We start from the raw sequence: 18,664 nt of genomic DNA on the forward strand, positions 1-18,664 counted from the left end.
GGCCTCGTTCATTCCTTGGCCGCCAGTTCGGTGCCCGGGATGTTCAGGTGCTGGCCGATTTTCAGTTCGTCGGATTGCAGGCCGTTGGCGCTGCGCAGGGTCGCCGGCGAGACCTGATAACGCACCGCGATCATCGCCAGGGTTTCACCCGGGCGCACCGTGTGGTCACGCGGCCCTTGGGCAATCTTGCCGGAATCGCGGAGCCAGGCGATGTAGGTGCCCGGTGGCGGGTTCTGCTGGAAGAACTGGCGCACGCCCGCGCTGATCGAACGGGCCAGCGCTTGCTGGTGACCAGACGCAGCCAGTTTCGAGGCCTCGTTGGAGTTGGAGATAAACCCGGTTTCCACCAGGATCGACGGGATGTCCGGCGACTTCAACACCATGAACCCGGCCTGCTCGACGCGCTGCTTGTGCAACGGCGTGACACGGCCGATGTTGCTCAGCACCTTCTGGCCGACGTTCAGGCTGGAAGTCAGCGAGGCGGTCATCGACAAATCGAGCAGCACGCCGGCGAGCATCTTGTCCTTGTCGTCGAGGCTGACGTTGCCGGCACCGCCGATCAAGTCGGAACGGTTTTCGCTGTCGGCCAGCCAACGCGCGGTCTCGGACGTCGCGCCGCGCTCAGACAAGGCGAATACCGAGGCACCAAACGCTGCAGCCGATGGCGCCGCGTCGGCGTGGATCGAGACGAACAGGTCGGCGCCCTTCTTGCGGGCGATCTCGGTACGGCCGCGCAACGGAATGAAGTAGTCGCCGGTACGGGTCAGCTCGGCACGGAAGCCTTTCATGCCGTTGACCTGGCGCTGCAGCTCGCGGGCGATGGCCAGCACCACGTCTTTCTCGTGTTGGCCACGGGAACCGGAGGCGCCCGGATCTTCGCCGCCGTGACCGGCATCGATGACCACGATGATGTCGCGCTTGCCGGCCGGAGCAGGCGGCAGCTTGATTGCCGGCTCAACCGGGGTCACCGGCACTGCCGGCACGGTGGCGACGGTTGGGGTCGGGGTCGGTGCAGGCGGCGGCGCGGCATCGGCGGCGTTGTCGAACAGGTCGACCACCAGTCGGTTGCCGTACTGCGCATTCGGCGCCAGTACGAAACTTTTCGGGGTAACGGCTTTTTTCAGGTCGATGACCACCCGCAGATCGGTCGGCGTGCGCTGAGCCGAACGCATGTCGGTAATCGGGGTATTGGCGGTGGAGACCTTCAGCGGTGCGCCGAGGACTGCGCCATTGATGTCAATCACCAGACGATCCGGGGACGTCAGGGTAAAGACGCTGTGCTGGACCGGGCCAGACAGGTCGAACACCAGTCGCGTGTTATCCGGTGCCCGCCACAGGCGAACACTGTTGACCTTTGTCGCGGCCACAGCGTCGACGGCCAGTGCCGTAAGCAGCATTCCTACGACAGCAACCAACGCGCGAAAGCGCATACCTAACCCCATCATTTATTTGAATTCCAATGCCAAAGCGGCACACCAAGACTCGCCACGCAAACCCTGGGGCGACAGATTCAGCGAACGCCCGCTGTCATGCGGGCTAATGGTAATGGTCAGGTCGGGCTTTGGCAAAAAGCCTGCACCCTTCTGGGGCCACTCGATCAGACACAGTGCATCGTCTTCGAGATAGTCGCGGATGCCGAGAAACTCCAGCTCCTCCGGATCGACCAGTCGATAAAGGTCGAAGTGGAAGGCGCGAATGTGGCCGATCTCGTAGGGTTCGACCAAGGTGAAGGTCGGACTTTTTACCGCCCCAACATGCCCCAAACCACGAATAATACCCCGCGACAGGGTGGTTTTACCCGCCCCCAGGTCACCGTCCAGAAAGATGATGCCGTGCCCTTGGGTCACTTGAGCGATACGGTTGCCCAACATCACCATGGCGTCTTCATTGGCCAGATACAGGGTTACTTCAGACACGGTGCTTGCTCCTCCAGCAACTGACGAATGGCGGGAATCAGATCACTGGCCGCCAGCCCCCGGCCATATTTACCTTCACGTTCGCCAGCGTTGGCGTGCAGCCAGACCGCCAGGCAAGCCGCATCGAATGGGTTCAGGCCCTGAGCCAGCAAGGCACCGACCAATCCGGCCAGTACATCCCCCAGCCCCGCGCTAGCCATGGCCGGATGACCTTGATGGCACAGCGCCAAACGACCATCGGGACTGGCAATCAGGCTGCCAGCCCCTTTGAGAATGACGGTAGTTGAATATTTTTTGCTCAATGCATGGGCCGCGGCAGGGCGATCGGCTTGAACCTCGACCGTGGAAATCCCCAACAACCGCGCCGCCTCCCCCGGATGCGGAGTGATCACGCAATCCTTCGGCAGACGCACATCACCCAGGCTCAGCAGATTCAGCGCATCGGCGTCCCAGACCTGCGGCAACGGGGCGTTTGCTGCTGCCGACAACAAGCTGCGACCCCACGCGCCCTTACCGAGACCCGGCCCGACCACCACCACACTGACTTGCTCAAGCGGGCCCATCAGCTGATTGGCCGAGTGAGTGCCCAGAACCATGACCTCGGGCAACCGCGCCAATGCGGCCGCAACATGCTCGCTGCGAGTGGCCAGAGACACCATGCCCGCGCCGCTGCGCAGGGCACTTTGGGCGCTCAAGAGGATGGCGCCGCCAAAACCACGATCGCCACCGATCAGCAGGACGTGACCGAACCGGCCTTTATGAGCGCTCGGTGCCCGAGCAGCCAGGCGCGGCAGGTTGCCGGGATTCAGGCGATGAGCGCTGACGGCGCTTTCGGCGACGATCTGCGGATCGGCTTGCAGATCGTTGAACTGCAGCTCCCCCACCTGATCCGCCGCATCGCCGGTGAACAGCCCAAGCTTGAGGCCGATGTAGGTCACGGTGAGGTCGGCCCGAACCGCAACCCCGAGGACTCGCCCGGTGTCGGCGCACAGACCGGATGGGATATCCACCGCTGCAACGGGCAAGCCACAGGTATTGATCGCCTTGATCGCAGCGACATAGGGCTCGCGCACCTCACCGCTCAGACCGGTGCCCAGCAGCGCATCCAGCACCACGCCACGCAGCTCGCTCGAAGGTGTCCAGGCCTCGACGACAACCCCGGCGGCCAGCGACTCGGCATGCGCCAGCGCTGCATCACCCTGCAAGCGCGACGGTTCAGTCACCGCCAGCACTCGCACCTGCCAGCCGGCTCGCAGAGCCAGCACCGCCACCAGATAACCGTCTCCGGCGTTATTGCCGTGGCCCGCCAACACGCTGAGTTCAGTAGCCGTCGGCCAGTGCCGGACCAACGCTCGCCACGTCGCCCGGGCAGCCCGATGCATCAATTCGAAGCCCGTTGTCCCGGCCGCAATCAGCCGCGCATCGAGCGCCCGGACCTGTGCGGCGCTGTACAGCGCGTCGGGTAAATGGTGTTTTGTCTGCGGCATGCGTCTTCAGGCTCCGATGTCTGGCAGAATTATACGCACCTCAGCTCCGGTTTCCCCTGTCTCATGCCTGCAATTACCACAGATCTTCCTGCTCTCGCCCAATCGATCAAAGACTGGGGCCGCGAGTTGGGCTTTCAACAAGTTGGCATCAGTGGTCTGGACCTGGCTGAGCATGAACAACACCTGGAACGCTGGCTCGAAGCCGGCTACCACGGCGAAATGGACTACATGGGCGCCCACGGCAGCAAACGCTCGCACCCGGAAGAGCTGGTACCGGGCACGTTGCGGGTGGTTTCGCTGCGCATGGACTACCTGCCGGGCGACACTGAAATGGCCAAACGCCTGGGCCAACCGGAAAAAGCCTACGTCTCGCGCTATGCCCTGGGCCGCGACTACCACAAGCTGATCCGCAAACGCGTGCAGCAACTGGCAGAGAAGATTCAGCAGGTCATCGGCCCCTTCGGCTACAGGGCCTTCGTCGACAGCGCCCCGGTGCTGGAAAAAGCCATCGCTGAACAGGCAGGTCTCGGCTGGATCGGCAAAAACACTCTGGTACTGAACCGCAAGGCCGGCAGTTACTTCTTTTTGAGCGAGCTGTTCGTCGACCTGCCGCTGCCAGTGGACCCACCCCATAGCAGCGAACACTGCGGACGCTGCACGGCGTGCCTGGACATCTGCCCGACCAAGGCCTTCGTCGGCCCCTATGTGCTGGACGCGCGACGCTGCATTTCGTACCTGACCATCGAGCTGAAAAGTGCAATCCCCGAAGACTTGCGGCCGCTGATCGGCAATCGGGTGTTCGGTTGCGATGATTGCCAGATCGTTTGCCCGTGGAACCGCTTCGCCCGCCCGTCCGGTGAAAGCGACTTCAAACCGCGACACAACCTCGACAACGCCGAGCTGGCCGAGCTGTTCATGTGGGATGAAGAGAAATTCCTGAGCAGCACCGAAGGCTCGCCGTTGCGCCGAGCCGGCTATGAGCGCTGGCTGCGCAATTTGGCCGTGGGACTGGGTAATGCGCCTTCAACGATTCCGGTGCTGGAAGCCCTGAAAGCACGGGTCGATTACCCATCGGAGTTGGTACGCGAACACGTGGCGTGGGCCCTGAAACAACACGGACTCCCGTAGGAGCTGCCGCAGGCTGCGATCTTTTGACGTTGATTTTTCAAGATCAAAAGATCGCAGCCTGCGGCAGCTCCTACGCAAGATCGCAAGATCGGGAGATCGGGAGATCGCGGTGTCAGGCTTCGTCGTTGTAAACGAACTTGGGCATTTCCCAGTGGAAACGAATCGCCAGCAAGCGCAGCAGGAAGCCGCCAAACAAGGTGATCAGGATCGCCTGTTCGCCGGGTAATTGCAGGTATAGGCAAAGCATGTAGCACCACGCGGCAGCGAACGAGACGCTGGCGTAGAGCTCGCGACGGAAGATCAGCGGGATGTCGTTGCAGAAGATGTCACGCAGGATGCCGCCGAACACCCCGGTGATCACCCCGCTGACCGACGCCACCAGCATGCCGTGGCCCATTTCCAGCGCGGTCATGCAGCCAATCAGGGTAAATGCCACCAGCCCCACGGCGTCGAGCACCAGGAACAGCGAGCGCAGATGGCGCATCCAGCGTGCCGTAAAGACCGTGAACATCGCCGCGACGGAGGTCAGCACCAGGTATTCCGGGTGTTTGACCCAGGTCAGCGGGTAGTGTCCGAGCAACACGTCACGCACCGAGCCACCGCCCAGGGCCGTCACGCAGGCGATCAGCACCACACCAAACCAGTCCATGCCACGCCGACCGGCAGACAACGCGCCGGTCATGGCTTCAGCGGTAATGGCAATCAGGTAGAGCATCAGCAACATGGTGGCGGTCCTTACGAGAAGGCGCGCAGTCTACTCAGATCGTTGGGGCACCAAAAGAGGGCGCTGGAGAATCTACTTCCGTACCATCCCCAGTGGCTGGACAGACGCCATCGCGAGCAAGCTCGCTCCCACCCTGGATTGTGTTGTTCCTGTGGGAGCGAGCTTGCTCGCGATGGGGCCGGAACTGGCGCTGCAGGATCAGAACTTGATGAAATGCGTGCGGTAATGCTGCAGCTCGGCGATCGACTCGCGGATGTCGTCCAGCGCCAGGTGGGTGCTACCCTTCTTGAAGCTGTCGCGTACGTCCGGAGCCCAGCGTGCGGCCAGTTCCTTCAAGGTCGAGACGTCGAGGTTGCGGTAGTGGAAGTAGCTTTCCAGCGACTTCATGTGCGTATAAAGGAAGCGGCGGTCCTGGCAAATGCTGTTGCCGCAGATCGGCGACTTGCCCTTCGGCACCCACTTCTCCAGGAAGGCGATGGTCTCGGCTTCGGCTTCAGCCATACTGATGCGGCTGTCGCGTACCCGCTGGGTCAGGCCGGAACCGCCGTGTTGACGGGTGTTCCACTCGTCCATGCCCGCCAGGATCTCATCGCTGTGGTGAATGGCGATCACCGGGCCTTCGGCCAAGGTGTTGAGATTGCTGTCGGTGACAATGGTGGCCATCTCGATGATGACGTCGGTGTCAGGGTTCAGACCGGTCATTTCCAGATCGATCCAAATCAGATTCTGCGGGTTTTGCATGTGTCGGCTCCTCGGCGTAGGCATGCAGTTTAGCCTAGAGGACTCTCGGGGCGTGCTAAACTCGCGGCCGTTTTACCTAATCGCTGCATTATCGACACGGAACACCCATGGCCAAACGCCAACTCAATCGTCGTCAAAACTGGCGCATCGAAAAGATTCAAGGCGAGCGCGCTGCCCGCGCCGCCAAACGCGAATCCTCTGCCGTAGAAGCGCTGGAGGGCGGTGACCTTGGCCCCGAGCAAACGGGCCTGGTGATCGCGCACTTCGGTGTGCAGGTCGAGGTCGAGGCCCGCGACGGCGAACTCGCCGGTCAGGTATTCCGCTGCCACTTGCGAGCCAACCTGCCTGCGCTGGTGACCGGCGACCAAGTGGTCTGGCGCGCCGGCAACCAGGGCATCGGCGTAATCGTCGCGCAACTGCCGCGCAACACCGAACTGTGCCGTCCCGACAGCCGTGGTCAGCTCAAGCCGGTAGCGGCCAACGTCGACATGATCGTGATTGTCTTCGCTCCACTGCCCGAGCCTCACGCCAACCTGATCGACCGTTACCTGGTCGCCGCCGAACACGCCGGCATTCGTCCGTTGCTGCTGCTCAACAAATTCGACCTGATCGACGAGCAGAATGCGCCGGCGCTGAATGCCTTGCTGGCGGTTTACCGCACGCTGGGTTACCCGGTACTGGAAGTCTCGGCGCATCACGGCAATGGCATGGAGCAGTTGCAGGAACAACTGGACGGGCGCATCAGCGTGTTCGTCGGTCAGTCCGGCGTCGGCAAGTCATCGCTGGTCAACAGCCTGTTGCCGGAAGTCGAAACCCGCGTCGGCCCGTTGTCCGAGTTGTCCGGCCAGGGCACCCACACCACCACCACCGCGCGGTTGTTCCACTTCCCCGGCGGCGGTGAGTTGATCGACTCCCCGGGCATTCGGGAATTCGGCCTGGGCCACGTCAGCCGTGCCGACGTCGAAGCCGGTTTCATCGAGTTCAACGACCTGATCGGCACCTGCCGTTTCCGCGACTGCAAGCACGACCGTGAACCCGGTTGCGCCCTGCTCAAGGCGCTGGAAGATGGCCGCGTGCAACAGCAGCGCATGAACAGCTACCGCTCGATCATCGCCAGTTTGCCCGAAACCAGTTATTAAACAGACTGTCTGCGCCCCTGCCGTCCAGCAGGGGTGCGGGCTGCTCTGCACGCCTTACACCCGCACCCCGAGCAATAAACAAAAGAACCTTCTGTAGGGCTTTTTGCCTCGCCAAAGAAGGACTCTTCTCTTTGTTTTCGGGCACCTTGTTGCCCTGATTTATTCCCCTACATTCACTCCCTCTTCGTGTCGCCAATCTGGCTGCGCGGGCACCCGTTCGCTGCGTGCGAACCGAGGGACACCCCATGCAAACCTTTCATTTGTTCATCAGCCATTCGTGGAACTACTCAGATGCCCACGACAACCTCGTCAAGCTTCTGAAGGCTCATCCGAGCTTCGCCTTCAAGAACTTTTCCGTCCCGCAGGAAGACCCGATCATCGGCGCGCGAACCGATAAGCAACTGGTAGAAGCCATTGAAAACCAGATCCGGCCCTGTTCGGCGGTACTGATCATGGCGGGCATGTATTCCACGTACAGCAAGTGGATCAACAAGGAAATCGAGATCGCCAAACGCATGGGCAAAGTGATCATTGCGATCAAGCCCTTCGGAGCCGAACGGATTAGCGCTGTGGTGCGCGAGGCTGCCCACGCCGAATGCGCGTGGAACACCAACAGCATTGTCAGTGCCATTCGCACGCACGCGGCGGGGTGAGTGATGCGCAAGGGATTGTTTATCGGGATCAACCATTACGACCACGTTTCGTCGTTGTCCGGTTGCAACAATGACGCAATGGCAATGGCTTCGTTACTCGAGCGCCATGCCAGTGGCCGCCCCAACTTCAGCAACAAAATTCTGACCTCAGCGGAAGAACGCCTGAGCCTTGGGGCGCTGAAAGACAACATTCGAAGCCTGTTTTCCGGCAAATGCGATGTCGCACTGTTGTACTTCGCCGGGCACGGCCAATTCAATACGGACATTGATGAAGGCCTACTCATCCCACAGGACTATCAACCCTCAGGTGAAGGCCTGCGCATCAGCGACATTCTGGAGTGGGCCCACAACGCCACGCAGATCGAAAACAAGATCATCATCCTCGACTGTTGCGAGGCCGGCGCGGCCGGACAAATTCGCGGCTTAAAGGGCGGGTCCAGCATGCTGAGCGAGGGAGTCACCATCCTCACGGCCTGCAAGAAAAACGAGCCCGCATTGGAAAACGCTGGCCACGGCGTCTTCACCGGTCTGCTCTTGCAGGCGCTGCACGGAGGAGCCGCCAACGTTCTGGGCAAGGTCACGCCCGGCAGCGTCTACTCGTTTGTCGACAACGCCCTCGGCCCGTGGGAGCAGCGTCCCGTGTTCAAGACCAATGTGTCGCAGTTCGTGGCCTTGCGCGAAGTCGCACCGCTGATCGCCGAGGAAACACTGCGCAAGCTACCCGACTGGTTCCCCGACGCGAGCTTTGTCTTCCCTCTCGACCCCAGTTTCGAACCCACAGAGGCCGCATTCGATGCCGACAATGGCGACATCTTCGCCCAACTGCAAAAGTGCAACCGCCACAGCCTGATCGAACCGGTCGATGCCGAGCACATGTACTACGCCGCCATCCACTCCACCGGTTGCCGCCTCACCGCCCTCGGCGCCTATTACCGTGAACTCGCGATCAAGGGACATTTCTGATGCCTGTGTTTATCAGCTACCGCCATACCGACCGTGAGCGCGCCATGCTCATCAACGCTCGCTTGAAACTGGCCGGCATCAAGACTTACCTCGACGTACTGGATGCCGAATCTCAGACCACTGACGATATTACCAACGTTATTACCCGCAACATTACCGAGTGCACGCACCTGCTCGCTGTGGTCTCCGAAAAAACGGCGCAGTCCTGGTGGGTCCCTTTCGAAATTGGCGAAGCAACCATCAGCGATCGCCGGATCTGCTCCTTCAAGACCGGCAACACCACGCTGCCAATGTACCTCGACAAATGGCCAAAACTGAGTAACGACGACGACATCGAATTTTTCATCGATGAATACAAGGATGAGTTGGCGTCCCTACGCTCAATGACACTGGATTCGGCCAACGAATCGTTTCGCGGTACTTACAGGACGAAAGCCGAACACTTCCACGACAAACTGAAAAACAGAATTCGCCGCGGCTTCTGACCCGCTGGCGATAGACCGCCCGGACACAATAAGGCCGCGATCATCGCGGCCTTATTGTGGGTCACTGCTTGGGTGGTTCAGCCGGCTGGGCCGGATCACCTGCTTTCGGCGCCGGAGCGTCGAACAGGTTAAGGCGTTCCCGAAGCTCATGCGCCGGCAGCGGTTCCTTGTCCGCCGGCAAGGCGTTCGGATCGGCGGGTACGGTAGGCACCTCACCCGGAGCGCCCTGCCCCGGTGTCGGCGCAGGCTCGGCCCCTTGTTCACCCTCGATGGCACGCTGGGCCTTCTTGGTCAGCACGACGATGTCGATTCGGCGGTTGACCGGGTTCAACGGATTCTTGCGGTCGAACAACACCGACGAAGCGTAGCCCACCACCCGCGCCACTTGCTGATCCGGATAGCTGCCCGCCACCAGCGCACGGCGAGCCGCGTTGGCACGGTTGGCCGACAGCTCCCAGTTGCCGAAATCACCGGTGCCCGCATACGGTTTGGCATCGGTGTGACCGCTGATACTGATTTTGTTCGGCACCGCTTTGATGGTGTCAGCCATGGCCAGCAGGATGTCTTCGAAGTACGGCTTCAAGCGCGCACTGCCGGAGTCGAACATCGGACGTTTTTCGGAATCGATGATCTGGATGCGCAAGCCTTCCGGGGTTATGTCGAAAAGAATCTGGTCCTTGAACTTCTGCAACTGCGGGTTCTCGTCGACCTTTTTCTCCAGCTCTTGCAGCAACAACTCAAGCCGCTCCTGCTCGACCTGCTCGGCCATGCCTTCGACCTGCTCGGTATCGACCGTCACCTTGTCCGGTTGCGGCTGGGACTTGACCTCGGGGTTGAGGGTTTTGTCCGGTGCCAGCTCCGGTGAGCCGCCGAGATCGATGATGTACGGCGTACCGCTTTCAGAGAAGCCGATCGGGTCCTTGAAGTAACCGGCAATGGCGATCTTCTGTTCCGGCGTGGCGGTGGATAACAGCCACAACACCAGGAAGAACGCCATCATCGCCGTCGCGAAGTCAGCGAAGGCGATTTTCCACGCGCCCCCGTGATGCCCGCCAGCAATGCGCTTGACGCGCTTGATGATTATCGGCTGATTATTTTCCATGACTTAACGACCGCGAACCGCTTGTTCCAGCTCAGCAAAACTCGGACGGTGCGCCGGATACAGAACCTTGCGCCCGAACTCCACGGCCAGCGATGGCGGCATGCCGGAAGCCGAAGCCACCAACGACGCCTTGATGGCTTCGTAAATGTTCAGCTCTTCCTTGGCATCGTGAGCCAGGGAGTGCGCCAGCGGACCAAAGAAACCGTAAGCCGCGAGAATACCGAAGAAGGTACCGACCAGTGCGGCACCTACGTGCAGACCGATCGATTTCTGATCGCCTTCACCCAGCGAGGCCATGGTCACCACGATACCCAATACCGCCGCGACGATACCGAAGCCAGGCATGGCATCGGCGATACCGTTGACCGCGTGGGATGGGTGTTCCAGGTCTTCCTTGAGGCTGTACAACTCCATGTCGAACAGGCCTTCAAGTTCATGCGGGGCCATGTTGCCGGACGACATGATGCGCAAGTAATCGCAGATGAACGCGGTCATGCGGTCATCCTTGAGGACCGCCGGGTACTTGGCAAAAATCGGGCTGGCAGCGGCGTCTTCGATATCGCCCTCAATCGCCATCATGCCTTCGCGACGGCTCTTGTTGAGGATCTCGTAGATCAGGCCCAGCACCTCAAGGTAGAAGGTGTGATTGAAACGCGAACTGAACATGCCCAAGGACTTCTTGAGCACGTGCATCGTCATGTGACCGGGGTTGGCCTGAAGGAACGCACCCAGCGCCGCACCGCCGATGATCATCACCTCGAAAGGCTGAATCAGGGCGGCAATCTTGCCGTGGGAAAGCACGTATCCGCCGAGCACGCTCGCGAATACGACGATGATGCCGATAATTTTAGCCATAGGTAGAAGGTACTTACTGAGTCGGGTTCAAGGTCATATTCGGAAGTTAAAAAATCTCTTCTTCTACTTATCGGCAAAACTGCGCCAGACTATAGCCAGTTAAGGCGAAAAGCCAATTTGGCCCGCTCCGGGCGTGTTTAATGCAGACGATGATCGCGCCCAATCATGGCTAACGAAACGACCGTTCCAACTGCTAAACCGACCACACTCGAAGGCTGGGTCAAGCTGCTCGATCGCGTGGTTTTGCCCGTGCCGCAAGCCAGTCATGACCGCGTTTGCAAGGCTATCGCCGACAATCGCAGCTCGTTGCGCGATATTGCCGAGTTGATGCAGGGCAGCCCGGCCCTGGCCCTCAGCGTCATCCGCGAAGCCAATCGCCACACCCACGGCAGCATGAGCGAGCCCAGCGAGAACCTGGAGGTGGCGATCAATCGCCTCGGCCTCAAACGCACCGAAGAACTGCTCGCACGTCTGCCTGCCCTGCCTCAGAACGAAATCCCGCCGGCCCTGCGCCAGCTGCATTTGATCAGCCAGCACGCGACCCAACAGGCCAACGGCTTTTTTGCCAGTCGCCTGGCGCGGCTCTGGCAGGACATCCATTGGGGCAGCCTGCTGTTTCTCTCGCCGTTCTGGCCACTGGCATTAACCTTCCCGCAACTGCTGGAAGACTGGGAGCTGCGGGTTCTGCACAAGGGCGAACCCGCGAGCAAGGTCGAAAAAGAATTGTTCGGCGTGCGCCTGCTGGATCTCGGCCAGGCACTGGTGGAAGTCTGGCGCCTGCCAATTTGGGTCGGGCAAGGCTATCGATTGCTACAGGATGAACAACACGAGCTGGCGAAAGTCCTGCATATCGCCCGCGACGCCGATCACCCGCTGCGCCAGCAAAACCGCCTCGATGACGATCCGACCCTGCGCCGCTGGCTCAACCAACCGGCCAACACAGTGTTGCTGGCCAATGGTCTGGCGTTATCGTCACAGCAAGCCTGGAGCAGTCCTCACTGCCTGCGCTGGCAGCTTCTGACCAGTCTCTACCTGCAAATGCCGATGGACGAGGTCCAGCAGCAACTGCACCAGCAAGCCGCGCTCAGCGCTCGCAACCATGCCATGCCAGACCTCTGGCATCCGGCCGGAGCATTGCTCTGGCCGTGGGACGAGCGGCGCCTTCATCGCGGCCAGCTTCCGACGCCCGCACCCACCGCCGAGGATCTGCAGAAGTGGCGCAAACAATGCGCGGAACTGCTGGTGGAACCGAGCCGTTTCACCAACGCCATGCACCTGACCACTTCCGCCCGCGATGCACTGGTGGCTTGTGGCATGCGTCGGGTGATGCTGTTGATGGCCGACCGCACGCACAGCCAACTGCGCGTGCACCAGATTCACGGCCTGCCTAAAGAGGCGGCCACGCTGAACCTGCTGGTCAGTCAAAGCACCGTGCTGCAACGCTTGCTCTCACAACAGGCCCAGGTGCGTCTGACCCCGGCCAACAACGCGCAATTTTCGGCCTTGCTGCCCGCCAGCCTGCGCGCACTGTTCGGCGGCGAGCACCTGTTGCTGCGTTCACTGGTCAATAATGGCCGGGTCATCATGCTGGTCGTGGCGGACCAGGGCGGCGGCCCCTTTTCAGAAATCACCGTGCAAGCCTTCGGCAAAACCGCACAGTGCATCGAAAAAGCCCTGCACAGCTTTAGCAACCGCGGCCAGTAACCGTTGCGCTACAATCCTCCCCTTTGTGCTCTGGAGACCTCACATGTCTGACTTCTCTGGCTTGTCGCTGGTGATCGAACCGAGCGACCTGCTCGCCCGTCTCGATGCTCGCGAACTGATTCTGGTCGACCTGACCAGCAGCGCCCGCTACGCCGAAGGCCACATTCCCGGCGCACGCTTCGTCGACCCCAAACGTACTCAACTGGGTCATGCGCCGGCGCCGGGCCTGCTGCCGCCACAGGCTGCGCTTGAAGCCCTGTTCGGCGAACTGGGGCATAACCCGGACGCGGTCTACGTGGTCTACGACGACGAAGGCGGTGGTTGGGCCGGACGTTTCATCTGGTTGCTGGATGTCATCGGCCACAATAAATATCACTACGTGGACGGCGGACTGCTGGCCTGGCTGGCGGAAGGTCTGCCGGTGTCTACCGAAGTGCCAGCGGCCGTCGGCGGCCCGGTTGCGCTAACCCTGCACGACGAGCCTACGGCCACCCGCGAATACCTGCAAAGCCGTCTCGGTGCTGCCGATCTGGCGATCTGGGACGCGCGCGGGCCGCTGGAATATTCCGGCGAGAAAGTCCTCGCCGCCAAGGGCGGACACATCCCCGGTGCAGTCAATTTCGAATGGACCGCGGGCATGGACAAGACGCGCAACCTGCGCATCCGCAGCGACATGCCGCAGATCCTCGAACAACTCGGGATCAGCAAAGACAAAGAAGTGATTACCCACTGCCAGACCCACCACCGCTCTGGCTTCACCTATCTGGTGGCCAAGGCGCTCGGTTATCCGCGGGTCAAAGGCTACGCCGGCTCCTGGGGCGAATGGGGCAACCACCCCGACACGCCTGTTGAGATTCAAGGTTCTTAAGGACAGTTAATGAAAAAGCGTTTGTTCATCCTCAGCCAATACCTGCTGCCCCATCACCTGCTGTCGCGTCTGGCCGGCTGCATTGCCGAATGCCGCGTGCGCTGGTTCAAGAACGCCTTCACCGCCTGGTTCGCCAAACGCTATCAGGTCGACATGTCGCAAGCGCTGGTCGAAGACCTGACCGCTTACGAACACTTCAACGCGTTCTTCACCCGCGCCTTGAAAGACGGCGCGCGCCCGCTGGACCAGACCCCAGGCGCGATCCTCAGCCCGGCCGACGGCGCCGTCAGCCAGCTCGGCCCGATCGAACACGGCCGCGTGTTCCAGGCCAAGGGCCACAGTTTCAGCGTGCTGGAATTGCTCGGCGGTGAGGCGGCGAATGCTGCGCCGTTCATGGGCGGCGATTTCGCCACTATTTACCTGTCGCCGAAAGACTACCACCGCGTACACATGCCGCTGGCCGGCACCCTGCGCGAAATGGTCTACATCCCGGGCCGGATCTTCTCGGTCAACCAGACCACCGCGGAAAACGTTCCGGAACTGTTTGCTCGTAACGAACGCGTCGCGTGCATCTTCGACACCGAGCGCGGGCCAATGGCTGTGGTTCTTGTCGGTGCGATGATCGTTGCTTCGATCGAAACCGTCTGGGCCGGGCTGGTGACGCCACCCAAGCGCGAACTGAAAACCTTCCGCTACGACGAAGCTGCCCGTGCGCCGATCCACCTGGAGAAAGGTGCCGAGCTGGGTCGCTTCAAGCTGGGCTCGACGGCGGTCGTACTGTTTGGCCCGGATCAAGTGAAGTGGGCTGAAGAGCTGGCGGCTGGTTCGCCAGTGCAAATGGGTCAAGGCATGGGCTCACCAAAAGCCTGACCTGTACGGAGATCCAATGTGGGAACGCCGCCCGGCTGCTCCCACAAAGGCCTGCATTCACTCAGGCCATGCGGTGTTACAACTGACCGTCGCGGTCTCTGAAGCCCAACAGATACAGCACGCCATCCAGACCCAGGGTCGAAATCGCCTGCTTGGCCGACTGTTTGACCAGCGGCTTGGCACGGAACGCCACACCCAGACCTGCAATCGCCAGCATCGGCAAGTCGTTGGCACCGTCACCGACAGCGATGGTCTGTTCCAGACGCAAGCCTTCCTTGTGCGCCAGCTCACGCAGCAAATCGGCTTTGCGCTGTGCATCGACGATCGGCTCGACAGCCACGCCGGTCACTTTGCCGTCGACCACTTCCAGTTCATTGGCGAACACATAGTCGATGCCCAGCTTGGCTTGCAGCTGTTTGGCGAAGTAGGTGAAACCACCCGACAGAATCGCCGTCTTGTAGCCCAGTCGCTTGAGTTCGGCGAACAGGGTTTCAGCGCCTTCGGTCAGGCGCAGGGACGCCCCGATCGAGTCCAGCACGCTGACATCCAGCCCTTTGAGCAACGCCAGGCGCTCCTTGAAGCTGGCACGGAAATCCAGTTCGCCGGCCATCGCCCGCTCGGTAATTTCCGAAACCTTCTCGCCCACCCCGGCGGCCTTGGCCAGTTCGTCGATGACTTCGGCTTCGATCAGTGTCGAGTCCATGTCGAACACCGCCAGACGACGGTTGCGACGGAACAGCGAGTCTTCCTGGAAAGCGATGTCGACGTTCAGTTCCTGGGCCACGCTGAGGAACTCGGCACGCAGCGCCTGCGGATCAGCCGCTTCGCCGCGCACGGAGAACTCGATGCAACCCTTGCCCTTGTCCGCCGGAGTGTCCAGCGGCATACGCCCGGACAAACGGTCGATGTGATCGATGTTCAACCCGTACTTGGCGGTGATCGAACTCACGCGTTGCAACTGCTCGGCCGTCACTTTGCGGGTCAGCAAGGTCACGATGTGGCGTTTTTTGCCCTGAGCACCCACCCACTGCTGGTAATCCTCTTCGGAGACCGGCGTGAAACGCACCTGTTGCCCCAGCTCATAGGCCTTGAACAGGATGTCCTTGAGTACCGACGAACCTTGTTCGGTGTCGGGAATTTCAACCAGGATGCCGAACGACAAGGTGTCGTGGATCACCGCCTGACCGATGTCGAGAATGTTCACACCACCCTGGGCCAGTACACCGGTAATGGCCGCAGTCAGACCCGGACGGTCGACTCCCGTGATGTTTATCAGGACGATTTCGCGCAAGGCGCACCCCCGCAAGTGGAAAAAACCGCATTCTACCCACTTTCAGTGACCATCGGGCACAGCCAACGCTTTGCCGGTCTGGGGCCTGTCGCTATACTGCGCCTCAACTTCACGGACAAAAGAGCCGAGCTCAGTGAACCGGCCTACGCCAGTCAAAACCGATAACTTCTTTCTGCTGATCTTCCGGGCACTGCGCCATCGCCGTGTACCGATTGCATTGCGCATTGCCAGCCATAACGTGATCCTGGTCGCATTGGCCCTGGTGATCTACGCCTGCGTGATGGGTCTGCAGTTCAAACAGGCGATGCACGAGCAAGCGGATGCCCTCGGCCAGAGCCTGACCACCCAGACGGCGATGTCAGCGACCGAACTGTTGGTGTCCAACGACATCCTCAGCCTTAACGTGCTGCTGAATAACCTGACCAAGAACCCGTTGGTGGCTCACGCGGCTATTTATAGCGTGGACAACCGGATTCTCGCCGAGTCCGGGCAGCGCCCCAAGCACGGTTTGCTCGGCGAAGCCGAAGGCATGTACGAGAGCAAGATCACCTTTCAGGACGTGACCGCCGGTCAACTGCGGATCAGCCTGGACATGGCACAGTTCCAGCAGCCGATGACCATCAGCCTGCAAAGCATGGGCATTCTCAGCGCTATCCTGCTGGCCTTGTCCCTGGCCCTGAGCCTGCGCCTGGGTCGGCACATCTCCACACCACTGCTGCAATTGCGGGTGTGGCTGCGCGACATTGACGAACACACCCCGGCGACTCAGCGCCAGGACGAAATCGGTGACCTGGCCCGCCAGCTCCACAGCAGTTTCGCGCCTGAAAAGGTCGAGCCTGAACCCGAGCCGGAGCCTGAATTCGACGATTTCGACGACACCGAAGAGGCCGAGCCAGGCTTCGAAGTGCGTAACCTGCGCGACCCGAGCTTCGATGAGAGCGCTCCGGTGGCAGGCCTGAAACCGGCGCCACGGCACGTGGTCAGCGCTGAAGAAGACGACCTGGACGAAGAAGATCCGTTTGCCGACCTTCGCGACACCGCTGAAGCTGCGCCGGCTGCCAAACCGCAACTCAAGCCGACAGCCCCGGCGCAACCACAGCACAGCGCGGTATTGGCGGTGCAACTGGGTGCTCAGGATCAACTGCGTCGCCTGCCGCGTGCGCGCCTGACCGAACTGCTGGAGCGTTATCGCGATTGCCTGGACCAGGCTGCATCGCTGTATCAAAGCGAACTGCACACCCTGAACGACGGCAGCACGCTGATGCTGTTCCACAATGAAGACAGCGGTGACGACTACCTGACCAACGCCATTTGCTGCGGTGAGTTGCTGCGTGCGCTCGGCCACCAGTTGCAGATCGAAGTCGCCGACAGCGGCATCACCCTGCAATTGCAGTTGGGTCTGACCTTGGGCGATGGGCTCTTCGGCCTCAGCCAGATTGATCTGCTGCTGACCGAAACCGCTCAGGACGCCTTGGCCCTGTCCCAGCACAGCCGCAATCTGCTGCTGGTCGAACGCAAGATCAGCGACGACGTACTGATCCGCCAACGTGCGCGGATCCGCCCGATTGCCAGCCCGGAAGGTGCTTGCTGCGTCGAGCGACTGATGGAGCCTTATCCATCGATGCTGGAGCGGCAACTGGCACGCATGCATGAGACTCGCGCCAAAAGCTGAACCTGGCCCATGAACCAAAAAGCCCGCAGACGAGTGATTGTCTGCGGGCTTTTTGTTGCCTTCACTTACGCCATCGCGAGCAAGCTCGCTCCCACAGTGGATTTGTGAGCGCCCTAGATCAAATGTGGGAGCGAGCTTGCTCGCGATGAGGCCAAGGGCAGCGCTAGAGCTCTCCAACCTGCAGAAACAACAAAGCCCGCATCAACGCGGGCTTTGTCTTTACAGCAATCACCTTAGAACCTGAACACTTCCATGTCCGTGCGAATCGGTGAAGCCATCGGCATCTTCGGCTTTTCCGGCCCGGCCGGCGCCACAGGCTTAGGTGCCGGTTTATGCGGTACGTCGACAACCGGTGGCTGATTGGCCAGCGGCTTGAGCGCGGCCGACAGTTGCTCGGCCAAACGTTGCAGCAACACACCTTGGGCCTGTACCTGCGCCGCCGTACCACTCGCATGTTGCTCTTGCAGATGAACGATGCGGTTGTCACGCACCTGGCCGCGCCGGTCAATCAAGCGCCACTGGGCATCGAGGATCGCCGGTTGCGACTCACCCGAATCCAGACGGGTGATCGACAGCAAAACCTGTACATCCGGGGTGAAACCTAGCGTCGCCGGTGCCAGAACTACGCGCTGGCTGTCCAGATGACCGGCCACCTGACGCAATAAAAGCTGATTGATGTCCGAAGACAGGCTGCCCGCCCAACGACCGTCGATGGACGCTTGCAGGCTGCCATCCGGCTGGCGCTGCAACAGGGTTTCACGTTGCAGGTAGTCGGCGATCGATACCGGGCCCAACAAAACTGCCATGCCCGCGCTTTGCGCAGGCTGAGCCGGACTTCCACTGTCCAGCTGATACAGCGACACCGGCTGGTGAACGCTGCAACCCGCCAGGCCAAAAACGCCAGCGAGCAACAAAATTAGAGGAAGGCGCAGAACAGTCATCATCCCATCCAAGTGACGGCCTCGTGGCCGGCCACAGTGAAAAATACTCAATCAATATGAAGAACGCTAAACCGTGCCAGCGTTTGAAAGGCCATATCATCCGTGAATATGGCTTCCGACTCCAG

Annotated in this window: 18 protein-coding genes; 9 read left to right on the forward strand and 9 right to left on the reverse strand. The window is 60.9% G+C overall.

Going from position 1 to position 18,664, the window contains the following annotated elements; genetic code table 11:
• Positions 1-8 precede the first annotated feature (8 nt).
• From AC1RKH_RS05770 to AC1RKH_RS05780, 3 genes are read right to left on the reverse strand one after another with little or no spacing between them, the layout of a single operon-like run.
• Entirely contained in the window at positions 9-1,445 is a 1,437-nt protein-coding gene (locus AC1RKH_RS05770) for an N-acetylmuramoyl-L-alanine amidase (RefSeq protein ID WP_493062109.1), read from the reverse strand.
• Complete coding sequence (gene tsaE / locus AC1RKH_RS05775) at positions 1,446-1,916, reverse strand: tRNA (adenosine(37)-N6)-threonylcarbamoyltransferase complex ATPase subunit type 1 TsaE (RefSeq protein WP_493062108.1); 471 nt, start codon at positions 1,914-1,916, stop codon at positions 1,446-1,448.
• Positions 1,904-3,403 carry an NAD(P)H-hydrate dehydratase gene (locus AC1RKH_RS05780; RefSeq protein ID WP_493062107.1) on the reverse strand — a complete coding sequence of 500 codons (1,500 nt, stop codon included), beginning with the start codon at positions 3,401-3,403 and terminating at the stop codon, positions 1,904-1,906. Before AC1RKH_RS05780 ends, tsaE begins: the two co-directional genes overlap by 13 nt.
• Positions 3,404-3,466: 63 nt before the next feature.
• Between AC1RKH_RS05780 and queG the strand changes: the two genes are divergently transcribed.
• The gene (queG, locus tag AC1RKH_RS05785; protein ID WP_493062106.1) at positions 3,467-4,531 is read left to right on the forward strand and encodes a tRNA epoxyqueuosine(34) reductase QueG; all 1,065 of its coding nucleotides are present in this window, start codon (positions 3,467-3,469) and stop codon (positions 4,529-4,531) included.
• A 112-nt stretch (positions 4,532-4,643) separates the two neighbouring features.
• On the opposite strand, the gene AC1RKH_RS05790 is transcribed toward queG, so the two are convergent.
• Both AC1RKH_RS05790 and orn read right to left on the reverse strand, forming a co-directional pair.
• Positions 4,644-5,255, reverse strand: a complete 612-nt coding sequence (locus AC1RKH_RS05790) for a trimeric intracellular cation channel family protein (protein WP_123423792.1) — start codon at positions 5,253-5,255, stop codon at positions 4,644-4,646.
• A gap of 198 nt (positions 5,256-5,453) precedes the next feature.
• Positions 5,454-5,996 (reverse strand): oligoribonuclease, encoded by a 543-nt coding sequence (gene orn / locus AC1RKH_RS05795; RefSeq protein ID WP_123423793.1) that lies wholly within the window; start codon positions 5,994-5,996, stop codon positions 5,454-5,456.
• Positions 5,997-6,103: 107 nt separating this feature from the next.
• Between orn and rsgA the strand changes: the two genes are divergently transcribed.
• The 4 genes from rsgA to AC1RKH_RS05815 all read left to right on the forward strand — a co-directional run bounded on the left by rsgA (position 6,104) and on the right by AC1RKH_RS05815 (position 9,236).
• Positions 6,104-7,135, forward strand: coding sequence for a small ribosomal subunit biogenesis GTPase RsgA (gene rsgA / locus AC1RKH_RS05800; RefSeq protein ID WP_019691497.1), 1,032 nt, complete (start codon positions 6,104-6,106; stop codon positions 7,133-7,135).
• A 245-nt stretch (positions 7,136-7,380) separates the two neighbouring features.
• Entirely contained in the window at positions 7,381-7,788 is a 408-nt protein-coding gene (locus AC1RKH_RS05805; protein ID WP_493062105.1) for a TIR domain-containing protein, read from the forward strand.
• A 3-nt stretch (positions 7,789-7,791) separates the two neighbouring features.
• Entirely contained in the window at positions 7,792-8,751 is a 960-nt protein-coding gene (locus AC1RKH_RS05810) for a caspase family protein (RefSeq protein ID WP_493062104.1), read from the forward strand.
• On the forward strand, positions 8,751-9,236 hold the full coding sequence (locus AC1RKH_RS05815; RefSeq protein WP_493062103.1) for a toll/interleukin-1 receptor domain-containing protein: 486 nt from the start codon (positions 8,751-8,753) through the stop codon (positions 9,234-9,236). Before AC1RKH_RS05810 ends, AC1RKH_RS05815 begins: the two co-directional genes overlap by 1 nt.
• Before the next feature lie 61 nt (positions 9,237-9,297).
• On the opposite strand, the gene motB is transcribed toward AC1RKH_RS05815, so the two are convergent.
• Together motB and motA are read right to left on the reverse strand one after the other, a co-directional pair.
• Positions 9,298-10,338, reverse strand: coding sequence for a flagellar motor protein MotB (gene motB / locus AC1RKH_RS05820; protein ID WP_123423797.1), 1,041 nt, complete (start codon positions 10,336-10,338; stop codon positions 9,298-9,300).
• Positions 10,339-10,341: 3 nt separating this feature from the next.
• Entirely contained in the window at positions 10,342-11,193 is an 852-nt protein-coding gene (motA, locus tag AC1RKH_RS05825) for a flagellar motor stator protein MotA (RefSeq protein ID WP_103316315.1), read from the reverse strand.
• A 165-nt stretch (positions 11,194-11,358) separates the two neighbouring features.
• On the opposite strand from motA, the gene AC1RKH_RS05830 reads away from it, so the two are divergent.
• Genes AC1RKH_RS05830 through asd form a run of 3 tightly spaced genes read left to right on the forward strand, consistent with a single transcriptional unit; the run spans position 11,359 to position 14,635 of the window.
• Positions 11,359-12,897, forward strand: coding sequence for an HDOD domain-containing protein (locus AC1RKH_RS05830; RefSeq protein ID WP_493062102.1), 1,539 nt, complete (start codon positions 11,359-11,361; stop codon positions 12,895-12,897).
• Between the two features lie 43 nt (positions 12,898-12,940).
• Positions 12,941-13,765 (forward strand): rhodanese-like domain-containing protein, encoded by an 825-nt coding sequence (locus AC1RKH_RS05835; RefSeq protein WP_123423800.1) that lies wholly within the window; start codon positions 12,941-12,943, stop codon positions 13,763-13,765.
• 9 nt (positions 13,766-13,774) lie between these two features.
• Positions 13,775-14,635 (forward strand): archaetidylserine decarboxylase, encoded by an 861-nt coding sequence (asd, locus tag AC1RKH_RS05840; protein ID WP_493062101.1) that lies wholly within the window; start codon positions 13,775-13,777, stop codon positions 14,633-14,635.
• Positions 14,636-14,711: 76 nt separating this feature from the next.
• Here asd and serB read toward each other — a convergent pair whose 3' ends face one another.
• Positions 14,712-15,926 (reverse strand): phosphoserine phosphatase SerB, encoded by a 1,215-nt coding sequence (serB, locus tag AC1RKH_RS05845; RefSeq protein WP_019691491.1) that lies wholly within the window; start codon positions 15,924-15,926, stop codon positions 14,712-14,714.
• Positions 15,927-16,059: 133 nt separating this feature from the next.
• Between serB and AC1RKH_RS05850 the strand changes: the two genes are divergently transcribed.
• On the forward strand, positions 16,060-17,598 hold the full coding sequence (locus AC1RKH_RS05850) for an AhpA/YtjB family protein (protein ID WP_493062100.1): 1,539 nt from the start codon (positions 16,060-16,062) through the stop codon (positions 17,596-17,598).
• 233 nt (positions 17,599-17,831) lie between these two features.
• Here the strand turns inward: AC1RKH_RS05850 and AC1RKH_RS05855 are convergent, their stop codons facing one another.
• Complete coding sequence (locus AC1RKH_RS05855) at positions 17,832-18,539, reverse strand: PqiC family protein (protein WP_493062099.1); 708 nt, start codon at positions 18,537-18,539, stop codon at positions 17,832-17,834.
• Positions 18,540-18,664: the final 125 nt, after the last annotated feature.

It is taken from the genome of Pseudomonas sp. GW822-FHT06B12 (genome assembly GCF_058799675.1).